Genomic DNA, 14,471 nt, shown 5'->3' on the forward strand with positions numbered 1-14,471 from the left:
TGACCGGACGATCCAGTATTCCAGAGACGGCACTGATTGAATCGAGAGGCCGCGGCGTGCTGGATGCCTGCCCCAGTGGGCAAGCGCGCACAAGGTGGGGCACGACAGCGTTCGTGCCGTTACACGGCCCGCGCGTCGTAGGCGTACATGAACTCCATGCTTTTCGCGCCCAGCGGCAGCAGCCACTTCATCATCTGATTGCGGATCCACGCGCCAGTGGCGCTGAATTCGCGCTTGCTGTTGCCGTTGCGGCGCGCCATGGCGACGACCTTTTCCGCGCGCGGGCGCCGTTCGGCCTCGAAGGCCTGGAAGGTGGCGCCGAGCTCCTGGCCTTGCTGCATCAGCCGGGCGAGGCGCATCGCATCCTCCAGCGCGAGCGAGGCGCCCTGACCCGCATGCGGGCTGGTCGCATGCGCGGCATCGCCGATCAGCAGCGAGCGCTTCCGCGACCAGGTCGGCAGGGTGGCGACATCGAGCGTGTCGGTGACCACGATGTTCTCGGCTGCCTCGATGATGCCAGGGATCGGATCGTGCCAGCCGCGGTGGAAGCCGCGCAGGTGCTGCTTCAGCGTTGCATGGTCGAGCGCGCGAAACATCGCCGCGTCCATGCCGTGCGCGGGCTGCGTGCTCCACCACATCACGCCGTCGTTCGGATCGGGGCTGCAATAGCCGTAGCCGAAGAAGCCGCTCTGCCCGAACGTGGTCTCGACGTTCCGGTCGATCGGCCGGCCGTCGAGGACGGCGTGCGGCACGAAGCCGCCGAAGCCGATCAGTCCAGTGTCGAACGGTTGCGGCCCGTCGGGCACGACCTGGCGCCGCGTCACCGAGTGCACACCGTCGGCGCCGATCAGGAAATCGCCTTCGGCCGTGGTGCCGTCGGCGAAGTAGGCGATGATCGGCTGGTCGCCGCGATCCTCGATCTTGATCAGGCGCTTTTCGAAATAGAGTGAAACGCACGCGCACCAGGCCTTGTCGATCAACATCTCGTTCAGCGTGGCGCGGCAGACATTGACCGCGGGCTGGCCGAAGCGTCGCGCCATGTCGCGATTGATCGAGCCGAGCCTCTCTCCGCCTTGCGAATAGAAGTCGAAGGATTCCGCGATCGAGCCGCGGCTGATCAGCTCGTTCGAAAGGCCGATCTCGTCCATGATCTGCATGCCGTTCGGCGCGATCTGAAGGCCGCCGCCGATGCCTTTCGAATAGGGCCAGGCCTCGTAAATCGCGGACTCGATGCCGGCGCGGCGCAGCAGGACCGCCGCGACGGGCCCGGCGATGCCGGCGCCGATGATCAGGGCCCTGCGAGGACGATAGGACATGGCTTGCTCCCGACGTTTCCGTGGTGCTAGGAGAATTATGGTCGCTAAATATCTTAGTGACTAAGATATATATCGACTAAGAGATGAGGTGGGCCTTGTCAAGGACGAAGGCGCGCGCTGCGCTGCTGCAGGAGCTCGAGGAGGCGATGCGGAGGTCCTCCGCGCAGGGCGTGCTCTATGGCCAGACCGTTGCGAACGTTGCCGGAATTGCCAATTCCGACCTCGAATGCATGGACATCCTGTATCTCGAAGGCCGCGTCACCGCCGGCCGGCTCGCCGAAGTCACGGGCCTGACGACGGGGGCCATCACCGGCGTGGTCGATCGGCTCGAAAAGGCGGGGCTGGTGCGCCGCGAGCGGGATGAAAACGACCGGCGCAAGGTTTTCATTGCTGTCGTGCCGGAAGCAGCGATGAAGATCGGCCAGTTCTATGTGCCGATGCAACGGGCAATGGAGAAGGTGTTCAACGCCTATTCCGACGAGGAGCTACGCCTGCTGCTGCGTTTTGCGACCGAGGGCTACAAGGGTGTGCTCGCGGCAACTGCGGCGCTGAAGGGCCTGCTCGACACGCCGCCGGAAAAGCGTCCCACTCTCAAGCTGAAGAAGCTTCGTCGCGAGCCCTAGCCTTGTAGATCTGCGCGGCCGCGATCATGCCCCACATCGCGCCCAGCATCATCCAGAAATGCCGCCAGTGATCGGTGTCGATCACGAAACTTTCGCCGACGGTGCCGACGAAGGCGGAGAACACCGCGAGATAGGCGCGCTGCCAGGGCACAGGCACGAAGATGTGCCTGACACCCATGATGACGGTCGTGAAGACCAGCGCGGGATAGCAGATGCCGGACAGCCAGCCGCCGGACATGAAGGCGTTGAGATAGGAGTTGTGGGTGTCCTCGGGGAAGAAGCGGTGGAATTGCAGAGGGCCGATGCCGAACGGCAGGTCGAGCGCCATCTCCGCACCCAGGATATGCCGGCCGAAGCGGCCGAAGCGGCCTTCGTCATAGCTCTGGTCGAAGCTCGCGCGTTGCTTGAACATCTCGGCGGTGGAATCGAACGACATCAACACCGCGATCAGCGCGAGGCCCAGCACCGCGGCCAGTATCGCCATGACGATGATGCGCGAGCGCTGCGCGTTGGTGCGGCTGGTCAGCACCATCAGCGCCAGCATGAAGGCGGATGTCAGCACCAGCCCGCCCCAGGCGGCGCGGGAGAACGCGAGCAGGATCGCCAGCGACATGATGCCGAAGGCAATGACGTTGCGAAACGCCTTGCCGAACTTGTCGGAGACGACGCTCTGCAGCGAGAACAGCGCCGGCAGGATCAGGAAGGCGCCGAGCACGTTCGGGTCCTTGAAGGTGCCGCGCGCGCGTCCGTACAGGGTGAGGAGGTCGTCGCCGCCGGGAACCAGGTGGAAGTAGCCGGCGACCGCCAATAGCGAGGCGACCATCGCGCCGACCACGAGCCCGCGGCGGAGCATGTCGAGCCGGGCCGCGGTGTCCTCCGACGTGACCATGGCGAAGAACACGACCGTCACCGCCATGTACCAGGAGGTCGCAATCCAGCTGACCACCTCGGACTGCTCGAACAGCGGGATCGCGCTGATCGTGTAGCCGATATTGAGCAGGACCAGCATCAGCACCAGCGGCATCAAAGCGAGCCGCAGACGCAGGCCGGTGGCAAAGAATGTGACGGTGGCCAGCAGCGTCACGATCTCGTAGGGGCTCGGCTCGATGAAGACGATCGCGCCGGAGGCGCCGACCAGCCAGACCAGCGCGCGCTGGAGGGCCAACACGCCGGGCGCAGCGCGAACCGCTGCATTCATCTCCCCGGCTGTTGCCGCATATGCCATCACATGCTCACACGTTTACGCAACTGGTAGGCCACATACACAGCTGTCATCGCCCGGCTTGACCGGGCGATCCAGTATTCCGCGGCGCGCATTGCAGGAAACGGCTGGCGCTGCGGCGTACTGGATGCCCCGGTCAAGCCGGGGCATGACGGAAACTCAATACGCGTTCTCGTTCTTCGTCAGCAGCGAGATCGGCGTCTTCAGCAGAATGACGAGATCGAACAGCACCGACCAGTTCTCGATGTAATAGAGGTCGAACTCGACGCGTTTCTGGATCTTCTCTTGATTGTCGATCTCGCCGCGCCAGCCGTTGATCTGGGCCCAGCCGGTGATGCCGGGTTTGACCCGGTGCCGGGCGAAATAGCCGTCGACGGCTTCGTCGAACAGGCGGCTCTGCAGCTTGCCCTGCACCGCATGTGGACGCGGGCCGACCAAAGAGAGATCGCCCGAGAATACCACGTTGAAGAGCTGCGGCAGTTCGTCGAGGCTGGTCTTGCGGATGAAGCGGCCGACGCGGGTGACGCGCGAGTCGTTCTTGGTCACGACCTTCGAGGCCGTCGGATCAGCCTGATGATGGTACATCGAGCGAAACTTGTAGACGTCGATGCGCTCGTTGTTGAAACCGAAGCGCTTTTGGCGGAACAGCACGGGGCCGGGACTGTCGAGCTTCACGGCCAGCGCCACCAATCCCATCACCGGCAAGGCCACGAGCAGCGCGAGGGTGCCGACCACGCGGTCGAACAGCCATTTCATCACCAGGTCCCAGTCGGTGATCGGCGCCTCGAACACGTCCAGCGTCGGCACTTCGCCGATATAGGAATAGGAGCGGGGGCGAAAGCGCAACTTGTTGGTATGCGCGGAGAGGCGGATGTCCACCGGCAGCACCCAGAGCTTCTTCAGCATCTCCAGGATGCGTGTCTCGGCGGAGATCGGCAGCGCGAACAGCACCAGATCGACGCGGGTGCGGCGGGCGAACTCGACGATGTCGTCGACCTTGCCGAGCTTGCGCGCACCGGCACAGGTGTCGAGCGCGCGGCTGTCGTTGCGGTCGTCGAATACGCCGAGGACGTGGATGTCGGAATCCTCCTGCTCCTTCAGCGCCTCGACCAATTGTTCGCCGTTGCGGTCGGAGCCGACGATGATGGTGCGGCGGTCGAGCCGGCCCTCGCGCCCCCAGGCGCGCACCAGCGAGCGCAGCACCAGACGCTCGCAGAGGAGCGCGGCGAGCCCGAGGACGTAGAAGGCGGCAAGCCACAGCCGCGATATTTCACTGCCGAACTTGGCGAAGAAGGAGATGCCGATGAACAACAGGAAGACGAACGACCAGGACGAGATCATCCGCGTCATCTGCCGGAGCTGACCGCGGAACAGCTGCACCTGGTAGATGTCGGCGGCCTGGAAGCAGACCACGGCGGAAACCGCAACGGCGATGACCTGCGCGGGATAGATCCAGCTGAAGGACCCGGCGTGGGGCATCACGTAGCCGAGATAGAGGACGATGCCGACGAGGCTCAGCAGCGCGAAATCGGCGAGGCGTACGAAGCCGGTGATCACGATCGGCGAATAGGCGCGGGCGACCTTCTGGTTGACGACGTCGAGCGCGGCGGGCGAGAGCCGCTGGCGGCGCTCCACAAAGGGCTGGTCAGCCGGCTTCGCCGCGGCGCTGGTCGCGGCATCGAGCATCGAGCGTGCGTTGAGCGGTTCCACGGGCGTCCACGTCCATTCCAAAAAACCCGCGGGTCGCGTCCTTGCGCCCCAGGCGAGCATCCCCTGGCCCTTGGACTAACGGACAAATCGGAAGATTCTCTAAAGCGGCCTTGAGGATGGTTAATGATTGGCAAATGCGTCGCGATAGCCCGCGAGCACGCCGTCGACCATCGCCTGCTGGGAGAAATGCGCGGAGATGCGCTCGCGGAGGGACGAGGCGCGCTGCGCTGTTCCCAGCGGATTGTCGAGCGCGGCCGCAATCGCCTCCGCCATGGCGTCCGCGTTGCTCGGCGCAAACAGCGCCGGGTTCTCCGCGCCGAAAATCTCGGGAATGCCGCCGATCTTGGACGCAATCATCGGAATGCCGGCGGCACCGGCCTCGATCACGACATAGGGCATGGAATCGCCACGCGAGGGAACGACAAGCAGACGCCCCTTGGAGAAGCCGTAGCGTGCCTTGACGTGACCGATGAAGCGGATGGCGCTGGAGAGGCCGAGCCTCTCGACCTGGGCTTTCAGCGCCGCGGTCTCCTCGCCGTCGCCGCCGAGCGTCAGTGTGACCTTCTTGCCGCCCTCGTGCAGGCGCGCCACCGCGTCGACCAGCAGATCGGCGCCCTTGATGTGCCTGAACTCACCGACATAAGCGAGGTCGGTGGCGTCGTCGGCCATGACGACGGGTTCGAATTCCTCCGGCGTCACGCCGTTGAAGACGCAATGCACCACGCCCTTCGGCTTGCCGACGATGCGCTGATAGGTGTCGCGCGCAAACGCGCTTTCGAACAGGAACAGGTCGGTCGCGTCCATCAGCGTACGCTCGAGCCGCGCGTAAAACTCGCCCTTGAGGGTGTTAAGGGGATAATGCAACGAGCCGCCATGCGGGGTGTAGATGCGGATGGTGTCGTCGGATCGCCGCCGCATGCGGATGAAAGCGCCAGCCTTGGCGCCGTGGCCGTGCATGACGTCGGGCTTGAGGGTGGCGATCAGGCGCCGCAAGCGAAGCCAGACCAGGACATCGTCAGGCGACGGTTCGCGGCGGATCGCCATCCGGTGCACGCCGAGTTTCAGCCGCGGTGCGAGCTCGGCAAGGGCCTTGTCGGCGCGTTCACCGCCGGTGAGACTGTCGGCGAGGATGCCGACATGATGGCCTCGATCGACCTGGCCGTTGGCGACGTCGAGGATGTGGCGGAAGATGCCGCCGACCGGAGCGCGCACGGCGTGCAGGATGCGAAGCGGCTGGTCGGGAGAGGGGGGCATGATCAAAACCAGCGCTCGACGGCGAATGCTCGAACAATCTCACGAAATATCGAGACGGATTAAGAGCCCTCGTGGTTAACAAACGGTGACGGACGTGCCTGTGCGAGCTGCCGCACGCCGCGATTAACTCAGCGGCAACCTTAATGGAGTGTAATCGCCCCGGTTGAGGTAGGTTCGTGGCGTTGCGCCTGCGGGAGTGTTCGATGCGTTTAGCGTTCTGGCGTGCCAGCAAGGACAAGGCGGTGGTCGAGCGGGCTGTCTCGAAGGCCGGAGCCAAGCGGGCCGAACTCGAGCCCCAGGTTGAAGCAAAGCCTGCACCCGTCGCTCCGAGGCCGGCGCCAGTCGAATCCGGCGACATCGACCTGCACGCGCTCGGCGCGGCATTGGCGCGCAAGCGCGGCTGGATCATCGTGCCGACGGTGCTGGCTCTCGTCGCGTCCATCGCGATCGTCAATCTCGTCACGCCGCGCTACAAATCCGAATCCCGTATCCTGATCGACGGCCGCGAGAATGTGTTTCTGCGCCCCAACAGCGATCGCGCCGAGGAACGGCAGGCGCTCGACGCCGAAGCTGTCACCAGCCAGGTGCAGCTCGTGCTGTCGCGCGATCTCGCGCGCGAGATCATCAAGAAGAACAAGCTTGCGGAACGGCCCGAGTTCGATCCGGTGCTGCAAGGCATTTCGCCGCTGAAGTCGCTTGCGGCGCTGGTCGGCATCGGCCGCGATCCGTTCTCGATGACGCCGGAAGAGCGCGTGCTCGACGCCTATTACGAGCGCCTCCAGGCCTACGCCGTGGATAAGTCGCGCGTCATCGTGATCGAATTCCAGTCTGCCGATCCCGATCTCGCCGTGCGCGTCGCCAATTCGATCGCCGACGGCTATCTCGTGCTGCAGCAGGATGCGCGGCAGGACCAGGCCCGAAATGCCAGCCAGTGGTATGCCGGCAGGATCGACGAGCTGCGACGGAACGTCTCCGAGGCCGAAGCGAAGGCCGAGGACTTCCGCTCCAAGTCGAGCCTGTTCGTCGGCACCAACAACACGACGCTGTCGAACCAGCAGATGGGCGAGGTCAATACCCAGCTCAACAATGCGCGCGCGCTCAAGGCCGATGCCGAGTCCAAGGCGCGCCTGATCCGCGAGATGATCCAGAGCGGCAAGCCGATCGAGTCGTCGGAAATTTTGAACTCGGAATCGATGCGCACGCCTTCCCAGCAGCGCGTGGCGTTGCGGGCGCAGCTGGCCGAGCAATCGTCGACGTTGCTTGGCAACCATCCGCGCATCAAGGAATTGAAGGCGCAGCTCGCCGACCTCGACACCCAGATCCGCGACGAGGCCGCCAAGCTCGCCCGCACGCTTGAAAACGATGCGCGCGCCGCCAGCGGGCGCGTTCAGGAATTGTCGGCGAGCCTCGAGCAGCTCAAGAAGCAGGCGACGGCCACCAACGGCCAGGACGTACAGCTCCGCGCCCTCGAGCGTGAGGCCAAGGCGCAGCGCGACCTGCTCGAAACCTATCTCGCGAAGTACCGCGAAGCCAACACCCGCGAGACCATCGACACCGCGCCGACGGATGGCCGCATCATCTCGCGCGCCGTCGTCTCGAACACACCGGCCTATCCGAAGAAGCTGCCGATCGTACTGATCGCGACGATCGCGACACTGCTGCTCTCGTCCGGCGTCGTCGTCACCGGAGAGCTGCTGCGCCAGACCGCGCCCCGTGCGGTGGCGGTGTTCACGCCGGCGCTCACGCGGGCGTCGGCTCGCCAGGAACAGATCGTCCAACCGGTGGTCGTCGAGCCCTTCGTCGATCCGGTCGTCGATCCAGTCATGGCAGAACCCGCGCCGCTGCAGCCGGAGATGACGGCCGATGCCGATGTCACCGAATTCGCGGAGATCGAACGTCTGGCCGATCGCCTGCGCGCCGCCGGGACCATGGCGAAGAAAGTCACGGTGCTCGGCACCGCGAGCGGCGAAGCCATCACGCTGTCGACGCTGACATTGGCCCGGCACCTGGCGCGCGACGCGCGGGTCGTCGTGGTCGATCTCGCCGCGTCCTCGCCGACCATGGCCGCCGTGTCCGTCGATGCCTCGGCCCCCGGCCTTGCCGAACTGATGCAGGGCGAGGCGTCGTTCGCGCAGATCATCACGCGGGACAAGCTCTCGCGGCTGCATCTCGTCATGGCCGGCCGTCCCGGCTTCGATCGCAGCCTGTTGCAGTCGCCGCGCGTGACGCTCGCGATCGACGCGCTGCTGCGGGCCTACGACCACGTGCTGCTCGATGCCGGCAGTGCCTCCGATCTTCCGGCCGAGCTCCTGACGGCGAATGCCCGCGCCGTCGTGGTGCCCGAGGTGTCGATAGCGCCGGATGCGCGCGCGCTGATGTGCGAGCAGCTCAGCGCCGTCGGCTTCAGCGAAGTGACGATGCTGAACAGGCCCGTGCAGCCGTCGGATGCGAGGGACGCGCCGCGCGTCGTTGCGGCGTGATGTCCTTGCCCTGTCCGTGGGGCCCGAGCGAGCGCCTCGTCCTTCGAGACGACCGCTTCGCGGTCTCCTCAGGATGAGGCTGGGCTGGATCGGAATCCGTTGAAGCTGCTGCCGCGAATTCTGTCCTCATCCTGAGGGCCCGCCAGAGGCGGGCGTCTCGAAGGATGCGCCGCAGGGGTAGCGTTTCCCAACCGGGGAATTTCTTACCCGAACGCCCGCCGCAGCCGCTGCGCCAGGTCGAACAACATCTGGTTCTGTTTCACCAGCCGCTTGCCGTGGCTCAGCGAGGACATCGCCATTGCCGCGAGCTTTCCGCGTGACGTTAGCGGAACAAAACTGTCGAAGATCTCCTGGTCGTCCTTGCAGAACATCCGCTTGTACTCGTCCGAGCCGATGCCGAGGTCGAGCGAGCGGTAGCCGCGCTCGGCGCAGCGATCGATGATGTAGCGCATCAGGATCAGCCCGGGGCTGTAGCGGGCGTGCTCGGACATCGTGTAGGTGTTGAACATCATCGAGAAGCGCTGGCCGTCGGCGACGCCGGCGAAGATCGCGATCACCTCGTCGTCGCATTCGAGCGCATGGATGTCGATGACGCGGCCGTCACCGCGTGGCGCAAGGCAGGCGCTGCGGACGAATTGCTCGACGCCGGGCTCGGCGAAGACGTTGGGAAGCTTCTGTTCGGCCATCCGCGCCGGTTTGACACGGAAGAACCAGTCGAGCAGGCGGGTGATGTCCGCGTCGGTGGTCGCCAGGTGATAACGATAGCCGACGAGCGCCTGGAGCTTCTTCTCCTTGCTCTTGAGGCGGCGGCGGAAGGAGTTGCTGATCCGCGATGCCGGCGGGCCTCCCGGTTCCATCGTGAGCAGCGGGCAGCCGTTGATCGCGCTTTGGCGCGGCAAATGCGCGAACGGGTTCTGCTGGTCGTTCCAGTGCAGCGGCTGCTGCGTCAGTGCGAGCACGTCGGCATGTTCGCCGAGCGGCGCAAACAGCGCGTCGAGATCGCCGATGGCGACCTGCGCCGCGAATTCGGCGTTCCACAGGCCCATGTTGAAGGTCGTATGCTTGCCGCCCATGAAGCAGGCGGTGCGCACGCCGTGGTTCTGGCGCAGCGAGAGCGGCAGCAGCAGGAGCGGCTGATGCTCGGCGTCGCGGGCAACGACGATGAAAGGACGGGCGCGTTCGTGCTCGCCGACCAGACGCTGCCAGGGACTGAGCAGATCGAACCGCTGATAGGGCGTGAAGAGGTGCCCGGGCTGCTCGAAGGCGCGCCAGACGGCCTCAGCCGCGTCGAGATCGGAAACGATGTCGACATGCGCGATGCGGCCCGCTTTCGACCGCGCTGGCAATTCTGCCTTCCGGCTTTGCATCGCCGCAGCCATGGTCATTCGCGAACCTGTCGAGAAATCAAAAATATGCGTAATTCGGCCCGTGGCCGACCTTTGCAAAGAAATGTCAACAAAGGGTAATGACTATAGGAGAGGGAACGGCCGCCGACGGGCGCGAGGTGGGATATTGGCATCCGACGACAGATGGCTGGAACGGCTGCGCCTTGAGCTGACCTGGCTCACGGGCCAGGCCGCGCTGCGCAGTCGTGGTGCCGGCGCCATCCTGCGCTTTGCGCATGTGCGGCCGCGGCGGCGCGGCGGGTTTCAGCCGCTGCGCGAGAACGAGATCACGCCGCATTTCCTCGATCGCGCCATTCGCGCGCTGAAGCGGTGGAAGTATGATTTTCTCGGCATGGACGAGGTCTGCCGGCGCGCGGTGACGCTGTCCGAACACGGGCGCTTCGTGGCCCTCACTTTCGACGGCGCCGGCAAGGATCTGATCGACTTTGCCTACCCTGTGCTGGCGCGCCACGCCGTGCCCTTCACGATCTATGTGCCCACGGCGTTTCCCGACGGCGTCGGAGAGGCCTGGTGGCTCGGACTCGAACAGGTCATCGCGCGCGAGAGCCGCGTCAGCCTGATGATGGGCGAGAAGGAGCAGCGCTTCACGGTGACTGACAACGCCGAGAAGCAGGCGCTGTTTTCGTTCCTCGAGGCCTGGCTGCGCTCGCTGCCGCCGGCGGATGTGTCGGCTGCGATTGCAGACCTCTGCACGCGCTACCGGATCGACCTTGCCGCGCTCTCGCGCGAGGCATCGATGAATTGGGAGGATCTGGCGAGGCTCGCGGCCGATCCCATGGTGACGATCGGCAGTGCGACCGTGAACTATCCCGTTCTCGCCAACATGAAGGATACGGCCGCGCTGCGCGAGATGACGATGGGCAAGGCGGTGGCGGAAGCGGCCTTCAATCGCGATATCCGGCATCTCGCCTTTCCGTTCGGCGATCGCGCCTCGTTCCGGCGCAGCCATGTCATCATGGCGGAGGAGGCCGGCTTTGCCAGCGCGGTGACGACGATCCCGGGCGTCGTGGACGCGGAGGGACGCACCAATCTGCGCGCGCTGCCGCGCATTTCCTGGGATGGCCGGGTGCGCTCGCTGCGCATCATGCGGGTGCTGGTGTCGGGGGTTTCTTTTGCGCCGGTGAAGCCGACCGGCACCGCTGCGACCTAGAAGCGCTACGAACTGGATTTGGCCCGGTCGGGCCGCTGCATCCAGCTCACGATCGGCATCGCCGGCAGCACCCATCCCATGCCGACCACCACGTAATAGATGGCCTGCCGCCAGCCGGACTCGGCGATCCAGGGCATCTGCGCCAGCGCCATGCCGAGCAGGGCCCAGACGGTGGCGAGCACCAGGAGCAGGATGGTGCCGAGGAACTTGCGGGTGCGGATCGTCATGACGGAATATCGCGGCTTTCGCGTAAACTTGCGCTGCGGGAGCGGGGGACTATAAGGGGCACGCAGTCCGGTTCAAGCTCTGGTTTTTGCCTCGAATGACGACGATTTCCGCCCCGTCCGAGCCGTATCGCGCCGTGCGCTGGTGGCTGATCTCAGTGGCGGCGCTGATCGCTCTGATGGTGCTGGTCGGCGGCGCGACGCGGCTGACGGAATCCGGGCTCTCGATCGTCGAATGGAAGCCGGTCACGGGCAGCGTGCCGCCACTCTCGGAAGCGCAGTGGACGGCAGCCTTCGAGGCCTACAAGAAGATCCCGCAATATCGCGAGCTCAACGCCGGCATGAGCCTGTCCGAGTTCAAGGAGATCTTCTGGTGGGAATGGAGCCACCGGCTGCTCGGCCGTTTCATCGGCGTCGCCTATCTCTTGCCGTTCCTGTTCTTCCTCTGGCGCGGTGGCCTGCCCGGTGAGTTGAAGCGGCGGCTGTGGCTGCTGTTCGCGCTCGGCGGGCTCCAGGGCGCGGTCGGCTGGTGGATGGTGGCCTCGGGGCTGTCTGAACGCGTCGAGGTGTCGCAATATCGGCTGGCGACGCATCTCGTCCTCGCGCTCGTGATCTTCGCCGGCATCGTCTGGACGGTGCGGCGGCTCGCCGAGCGTCCGCAGATCGCAGCCTCGTCACGGCTGCGCTTCACCAGCGCCTTGCTCCTCGTCGTGACCTTTATCCAGATCTATTTCGGTGCGCTGGTCGCGGGCCTGCGCGCCGGCCGCGCCTACAACACCTGGCCGCAAATCGACGGCGCGTTCATTCCCTCAGCGGAGCGCCTGTGGTTCGAGACGCCGTGGTGGCGCAACATGTTCGACAACGTGCTGACGGTGCAGTTCGAGCACCGCATGACGGCCTATGCGCTGTTCGCGCTGGCTGCGTTGCACGCGTTCGATGCGGTGCGTTCACGCGCGGGATCTGCGGCAAGCGGGGCGCTTTTGCTGTTGGGGGCGATAAGCCTGCAAGCATTGCTCGGCATCCTAACGCTGCTCAACCAGGTGCCGATTGATCTCGCGCTCGCGCATCAGGCGGTCGCGATCGTGGTGCTGACGCTTGCGGTGATGCAGACGGAGCGGCTCGCGACGCGCAGCTCAACCCAAGCGCAGCCGCGCGCGGTTCCTGTCGGTCAGGCCGGCTGATCACTATCAGCCCGGCTGATCAGCAATAGCCGTAGATGCCGCACGAGTAGGGCAGGCGCCAGAAATAATCGACCTGCTTCCCGCCGTAATACGAGCCCTGGTAATCGTAGTCCCATGGGCGGCCGTAATAGCCCGGCAGCGTGTGCGAGCCCGGCAGCAGTGGCGTACCCGGCAAATTGCGGATGTAGCTGCCGATGCCGTAGGCCGGCGAGATCAGCGCATCAGGATCGGTCTCGACATAGACCTGCGGCGGCTCCTGTGGCGGAGCGGCGGCCCGCCGCCGCGGCGTGGCCGGCAAATCGGCGGCAATCGCAGCTGAGACCGTCAGCATCGCCGCAAGGGCAGGCACCATCCAGCGCAGCATCGTCGGCTCCGAATCAAAAGGGGCGATCCAGTGACGATGTATGCGGCAGATATGGTTAACGACTGTTAACTGGCGGCGGCCAAAACGGCTGCCGTCGTTCCGGGGCGGTGCGAAGCACCGAACCCGGAATCTAGAGCTTATGATGCAATGTCGATATTCCGGGTTCGCGCTGTCGCGCACCCCGGAATGAAGTTGATGCTACGCGCTCAGCGCCTGTTCCAGATCGGCGATCAGATCTTCCTTGTCCTCGATGCCGATCGAGAGCCGCACCACGTCGGGGCCGGCGCCGGACTTGACCTTGGCTGCGTCGTCGAGCTGGCTGTGCGTGGTCGAGGCCGGATGGATGACCAGCGAGCGGGTGTCGCCGACATTGGCCAGATGCGAGAACAGCTGCAACTTCGAGACCAGGCTGACGCCGGCGTCGTAGCCGCCCTTCAGGCTGAAGGTGAACACGGCGCCGGCACCCTTCGGCGCGTATTTGCGTGCGAGCCGGTGGTACGGGTCGCTTGCAAGGCCTGCGTAGTTCACCGCGGCCACCGCCGGATGGCCGGCGAGGAATTCGGCGACCGCTTTCGCATTGTCGCAGTGCTTCTGCATGCGCAGCGGCAATGTCTCGATGCCGGTGAGGATCATGAAGGCGTTGAACGGCGACAGCGCCGGTCCGAGGTCGCGCAGGCCGAGCACGCGGCAGGCGATCGCGAAGGCGAAATTGCCGAACGTCTCCTGGAGCCGGATGCCATGATATTCGGGCCGGGGCTCGGAGAGCATCGGATATTTGCCGCCGGTCGACCAGTCGAAGGTGCCGGCATCGACGATGATGCCGCCGATCGAATTGCCGTGGCCGCCGAGAAACTTCGTCAGCGAGTGCACGACGATGTCGGCGCCGTGATCGATCGGACGGATCAGATAGGGCGAGGCCAGCGTGTTGTCGACGATCAGCGGTACGCCCGCCTTGCGCGCCACCGTCGAGATCGCCTCGATGTCGGTGATGCTGCCGGCGGGATTGGCGATGGACTCGATGAAGATCGCTTTCGTGCGCGGCGTGACCGCACGTTCGAAGCTCGCGATGTCGTCGGGATCGGCCCACACTACGTTCCAGCCGAAGCTCTTGAACGCATGCGTGAACTGGTTGATCGAGCCGCCATAGAGCTTTCGCGCCGCGATGAACTCGTCGCCCGGCTGGAGCAATTGCTGCAGCACCACGACCTGCGCGGCATGGCCCGAGGCCACCGCAAGCGCGGCCGTGCCGCCTTCGAGTGCCGCGACGCGCTCTTCCAGCACGGCGTTGGTGGGATTGCCGATGCGGGTATAGATGTTGCCGAACGCCTGCAGGCCGAACAGAGAGGCGGCGTGGTCGGCGTCGTTGAAGACGAACGACGTCGTTTGATAAATCGGAGTCGCGCGCGCACCGGTGGTGGGATCGGGCTGTGCACCGGCATGCACGGCGAGGGTCGAAAATCCCGGAAGGCGATCGCTCATTGAGGGCGTCCTGTTCTCGTGGTCTGAAATCGCGCGGCATGCTGATCGGCGCCGCGGCTGCC

The 14,471-nt window shown here is 65.2% G+C and carries 12 protein-coding genes; 4 read left to right on the top strand and 8 right to left on the bottom strand.

What is annotated here, in order from left to right:
- Positions 1–119: 119 nt before the first annotated feature.
- On the bottom strand, positions 120–1,316 hold the full coding sequence (locus tag C7G41_RS24320) for an FAD-dependent monooxygenase (protein WP_106944905.1): 1,197 nt from the start codon (positions 1,314–1,316) through the stop codon (positions 120–122).
- Between the two features lie 146 nt (positions 1,317–1,462).
- Between C7G41_RS24320 and C7G41_RS24325 the strand changes: the two genes are divergently transcribed.
- Positions 1,463–1,939, top strand: coding sequence for a MarR family winged helix-turn-helix transcriptional regulator (locus C7G41_RS24325; RefSeq protein ID WP_199198597.1), 477 nt, complete (start codon positions 1,463–1,465; stop codon positions 1,937–1,939).
- Here C7G41_RS24325 and C7G41_RS24330 read toward each other — a convergent pair.
- The 3 genes from C7G41_RS24330 to C7G41_RS24340 all read right to left on the bottom strand — a co-directional run bounded on the left by C7G41_RS24330 (position 1,908) and on the right by C7G41_RS24340 (position 6,125).
- Positions 1,908–3,164 carry an O-antigen ligase gene (locus C7G41_RS24330; protein WP_199198578.1) on the bottom strand — a complete coding sequence of 419 codons (1,257 nt, stop codon included), beginning with the start codon at positions 3,162–3,164 and terminating at the stop codon, positions 1,908–1,910. The two genes, C7G41_RS24325 and C7G41_RS24330, sit on opposite strands and share 32 nt — an antisense overlap.
- Positions 3,165–3,320: 156 nt before the next feature.
- On the bottom strand, positions 3,321–4,871 hold the full coding sequence (locus C7G41_RS24335; RefSeq protein ID WP_199198579.1) for an undecaprenyl-phosphate glucose phosphotransferase: 1,551 nt from the start codon (positions 4,869–4,871) through the stop codon (positions 3,321–3,323).
- A 120-nt stretch (positions 4,872–4,991) separates the two neighbouring features.
- The gene (locus C7G41_RS24340) at positions 4,992–6,125 is read right to left on the bottom strand and encodes a glycosyltransferase family 4 protein (RefSeq protein WP_106945046.1); all 1,134 of its coding nucleotides are present in this window, start codon (positions 6,123–6,125) and stop codon (positions 4,992–4,994) included.
- 203 nt (positions 6,126–6,328) lie between these two features.
- Here C7G41_RS24340 and C7G41_RS24345 point away from each other — a divergent pair, with 203 nt between their 5' ends.
- The gene (locus tag C7G41_RS24345) at positions 6,329–8,605 is read left to right on the top strand and encodes an exopolysaccharide transport family protein (protein WP_106944909.1); all 2,277 of its coding nucleotides are present in this window, start codon (positions 6,329–6,331) and stop codon (positions 8,603–8,605) included.
- A 203-nt stretch (positions 8,606–8,808) separates the two neighbouring features.
- Here the strand turns inward: C7G41_RS24345 and C7G41_RS24350 are convergent, their stop codons facing one another.
- Positions 8,809–9,990: a GNAT family N-acetyltransferase gene (locus tag C7G41_RS24350; RefSeq protein WP_106944910.1), complete on the bottom strand. Its 1,182-nt coding sequence runs from the start codon at positions 9,988–9,990 to the stop codon at positions 8,809–8,811.
- A gap of 127 nt (positions 9,991–10,117) precedes the next feature.
- On the opposite strand from C7G41_RS24350, the gene C7G41_RS24355 reads away from it, so the two are divergent.
- Positions 10,118–11,161: a polysaccharide deacetylase family protein gene (locus C7G41_RS24355; RefSeq protein WP_106944911.1), complete on the top strand. Its 1,044-nt coding sequence runs from the start codon at positions 10,118–10,120 to the stop codon at positions 11,159–11,161.
- A 5-nt stretch (positions 11,162–11,166) separates the two neighbouring features.
- Here the strand turns inward: C7G41_RS24355 and C7G41_RS24360 are convergent, their stop codons facing one another.
- Entirely contained in the window at positions 11,167–11,388 is a 222-nt protein-coding gene (locus C7G41_RS24360; protein WP_007603477.1) for a DUF2842 domain-containing protein, read from the bottom strand.
- A gap of 95 nt (positions 11,389–11,483) precedes the next feature.
- Between C7G41_RS24360 and C7G41_RS24365 the strand changes: the two genes are divergently transcribed.
- Positions 11,484–12,566, top strand: a complete 1,083-nt coding sequence (locus tag C7G41_RS24365) for a COX15/CtaA family protein (protein ID WP_106944912.1) — start codon at positions 11,484–11,486, stop codon at positions 12,564–12,566.
- Between the two features lie 19 nt (positions 12,567–12,585).
- Here C7G41_RS24365 and C7G41_RS24370 read toward each other — a convergent pair whose 3' ends face one another.
- Both C7G41_RS24370 and C7G41_RS24375 read right to left on the bottom strand, forming a co-directional pair.
- On the bottom strand, positions 12,586–12,930 hold the full coding sequence (locus C7G41_RS24370; protein ID WP_007603479.1) for a hypothetical protein: 345 nt from the start codon (positions 12,928–12,930) through the stop codon (positions 12,586–12,588).
- A gap of 198 nt (positions 12,931–13,128) precedes the next feature.
- Positions 13,129–14,409: an O-acetylhomoserine aminocarboxypropyltransferase gene (locus tag C7G41_RS24375; protein ID WP_106944913.1), complete on the bottom strand. Its 1,281-nt coding sequence runs from the start codon at positions 14,407–14,409 to the stop codon at positions 13,129–13,131.
- Positions 14,410–14,471 lie beyond the last annotated feature (62 nt).

Source organism: Bradyrhizobium sp. MOS002 (assembly GCF_003020115.1).
Lineage (GTDB): Bacteria > Pseudomonadota > Alphaproteobacteria > Rhizobiales > Xanthobacteraceae > Bradyrhizobium.

Bases quoted from the DNA above. Each gene is read 5' to 3' on its own strand.
- C7G41_RS24345 (WP_106944909.1), top strand. From the start codon at position 6,329: ATGCGTTTAGCGTTCTGGCGTGCCAGCAAGGACAAGGCGGTGGTCGAG.
- C7G41_RS24320 (WP_106944905.1), bottom strand. From the start codon at position 1,316: ATGTCCTATCGTCCTCGCAGGGCCCTGATCATCGGCGCCGGCATCGCC.
- C7G41_RS24325 (WP_199198597.1), top strand. From the start codon at position 1,463: ATGCGGAGGTCCTCCGCGCAGGGCGTGCTCTATGGCCAGACCGTTGCG.
- C7G41_RS24330 (WP_199198578.1), bottom strand. From the start codon at position 3,164: ATGGCATATGCGGCAACAGCCGGGGAGATGAATGCAGCGGTTCGCGCT.
- C7G41_RS24375 (WP_106944913.1), bottom strand. From the start codon at position 14,409: ATGAGCGATCGCCTTCCGGGATTTTCGACCCTCGCCGTGCATGCCGGT.
- C7G41_RS24340 (WP_106945046.1), bottom strand. From the start codon at position 6,125: ATGCCCCCCTCTCCCGACCAGCCGCTTCGCATCCTGCACGCCGTGCGC.
- C7G41_RS24370 (WP_007603479.1), bottom strand. From the start codon at position 12,930: ATGCTGCGCTGGATGGTGCCTGCCCTTGCGGCGATGCTGACGGTCTCA.
- C7G41_RS24360 (WP_007603477.1), bottom strand. From the start codon at position 11,388: ATGACGATCCGCACCCGCAAGTTCCTCGGCACCATCCTGCTCCTGGTG.
- C7G41_RS24365 (WP_106944912.1), top strand. From the start codon at position 11,484: ATGACGACGATTTCCGCCCCGTCCGAGCCGTATCGCGCCGTGCGCTGG.
- C7G41_RS24350 (WP_106944910.1), bottom strand. From the start codon at position 9,990: ATGACCATGGCTGCGGCGATGCAAAGCCGGAAGGCAGAATTGCCAGCG.